Raw genomic sequence first — 2,192 nt, 5'->3', positions numbered from 1 at the left:
CGGCGACGACCGGGTGCAGCCGCGACGGCGGCTCCCCGAGGAGCTCGTCGAGCAGCAGCGCCACCGCCGCGGCTACCGGCGCCCGCCAGGCGCCCGACGTGGATCCGATCGGCGCCCGCCATGCGGCCGACCGGGACCCAGCCGGCGCCCGCCGGGCGCCCGTCGAAGAGCTGGTCACGAGGGGCCCGGCCACCGAAGACGTGAGGACAGCGGTCCTGGTCACAGCCGCTGGCCCGCCCGGGGCACCGGGTGCCCGGTGCGCCCGCCCGGTCGCAGCGGCACGACGACGGGCCCGTCCGCGCCGGCGACGACGTCGACCCGCGCGCCGTAGACCCGGCCCAGCAGGTCCGGGCGCAGCACGTCGGCGGCCGGGCCGTCGGCGGCCACCCGGCCGTCCTCGAGCAGCACGAGCCGGTCGCCGTACTGCCCGGCGGAGGTGAGGTCGTGCATCGCCGCGACGACGGTGAGCCCCTCCTCGCGGCGCAGCGCGTCGACGAGCTCGAGGACGGTCTGCTGGTGGCCGATGTCGAGGGCGCTCGTGGGCTCGTCGAGCAGCAGCACCTGCGGCTGCTGCGCCAGGGCGCGGGCGAGCACGACGCGCTGCAGCTCGCCCCCGGACAGCTGCGTCGCCGGCCGTGACGCGACGTGGTCCAGGCAGAGCCGCTCGATGCAACGTGCGACGACCCGGCGGTCCTCGTCGGACTCGGTGCCGAAGCGGGGCAGGTGCGGGGTGCGGCCCAGCGCGACGAGCTCGGCCACGGTCGTGGACTCCGGCACGACGGGCCGCTGCGGCATGAGGCCCACCCGGCAGGCGAGCACGCGCTCCCCGGCGGTGGCCGCGTCAGCCCCGGCGACGCTGATCCGCCCGGAGTAGGGCAGGAGCCCGCCCACGGCGTGCAGGAGCGACGTCTTGCCCGCGCCGTTGGGCCCCACCAGGCAGACCCACTCCCCGGCGGCGACGGTGACGCTGAGGTCGCGGACCACGGGCACGCCGCCGCGGACGACGGTGACCTTCTCGCAGACCACGCCGGCGGGCCCACCGGACGTCCCGGTCGAGGAGGCACCCGATGACGCCGTGCCAGCAGGGGCCGCACTACCCAAGGAGGGGGCACGACGGGACAGCCCCGCGCGCGGACGGCTCACGACAGCCTCGCCCGGCGCAGCACGACGACGAAGAACGGGGCGCCGACCAGGGCGGTCACCACCCCGATCGGCAGCTCGGCCGGGCTCAGCACGGTCCGGGCGAGGACGTCGGCCCCGACGAGGAACGCCGCCCCGAGCAGCATGGACACCGGCAGCAGCACCCGGTGGGAGCCGCCGAGCACGAGCCGCACCGCGTGCGGGACGACGATGCCGACGAAGCCGATGAGCCCGCTCACGCTCACCACGGCCGCCGTGCCGAGCGTCGCGGCGAAGACGAGGACGAGCCGGGTGCGCGTGGCGTCGACGCCGAGGCTGCGCGCCTCCGTGTCGCCCACCGCCATGACGTCGAGCACGCGCCGGTGGAGCAGGACCACGACGCCCGCGACGACCACGTACGGCAGCACGGTGAGCACCTCGCTCCAGCCCTGCGTGCTGAGCCGGCCGAGCAGCCAGGAGTACACCGAGCGGAGGGTCTCGTCGTAGCGCTGCTGGACGAAGGTCTGGATCGCGTTGAGGAACGCGGCCACCGCGACCCCGGCCAGCACGATGACCACCGAGCTGCGGGCGCCCCGGCCGACGCTGGCGCCCAGGGCGTACGTCGCGGCGACGCCCACGAGCCCGCCGGCGAACGCCACGACCGGCAGGCCGAGCCCGGCGAGCGCGCCGCCGGACACGATGGCCAGGGTCGCGCCGAGGCCGGCGCCGCTGGACACCCCCAGCAGGTACGGGTCGGCCAGGGGGTTGCGGAACACGCCCTGGTAGGCCGCCCCGGCCAGGGCGAGCATGGCGCCGACGAGCGCGCCGAGCACGACCCGCGGCAGCCGGATCTGCCAGAGGATCGCCTGCTGCTGCTCGGTGAGCGAGGTGCGGACGCCCGTGCCGGGCACCGCCCCGGCGAGCGCCGCGAGCACCCCGCCGGGGGTGAGGCCGGCGGGCCCGACGAGGACCCCCAGCAGCAGGGTCGCGGCGAGGACCCCGGCCGACGCCGCGACGACGAGCACGCGGCGGCCGGGCCGGGGGACGCCGAGGGAGACGGCCCCGGCCAGGGC

The 2,192-nt window shown here is 77.5% G+C and carries 3 protein-coding genes; all 3 read right to left on the bottom strand.

The window, feature by feature from the left end:
* The coding region (locus WCS02_RS19835) for a hypothetical protein (protein ID WP_340296006.1) at nucleotides 1–193 on the bottom strand (193 nt) is incomplete at its 3' end.
* A gap of 26 nt (nucleotides 194–219) precedes the next feature.
* The gene (locus WCS02_RS19830) at nucleotides 220–1,026 is read right to left on the bottom strand and encodes an ABC transporter ATP-binding protein (RefSeq protein WP_340296005.1); all 807 of its coding nucleotides are present in this window, start codon (nucleotides 1,024–1,026) and stop codon (nucleotides 220–222) included.
* A gap of 113 nt (nucleotides 1,027–1,139) precedes the next feature.
* A partial coding sequence (locus WCS02_RS19825) for a FecCD family ABC transporter permease (protein WP_340296003.1) occupies nucleotides 1,140–2,192 on the bottom strand: 1,053 nt, incomplete at its 5' end.

The organism is Aquipuribacter hungaricus (genome assembly GCF_037860755.1).
Lineage (GTDB): Bacteria > Actinomycetota > Actinomycetes > Actinomycetales > JBBAYJ01 > Aquipuribacter > Aquipuribacter hungaricus.
This window is presented reverse-complemented; position numbering and strand designations above follow the sequence as displayed.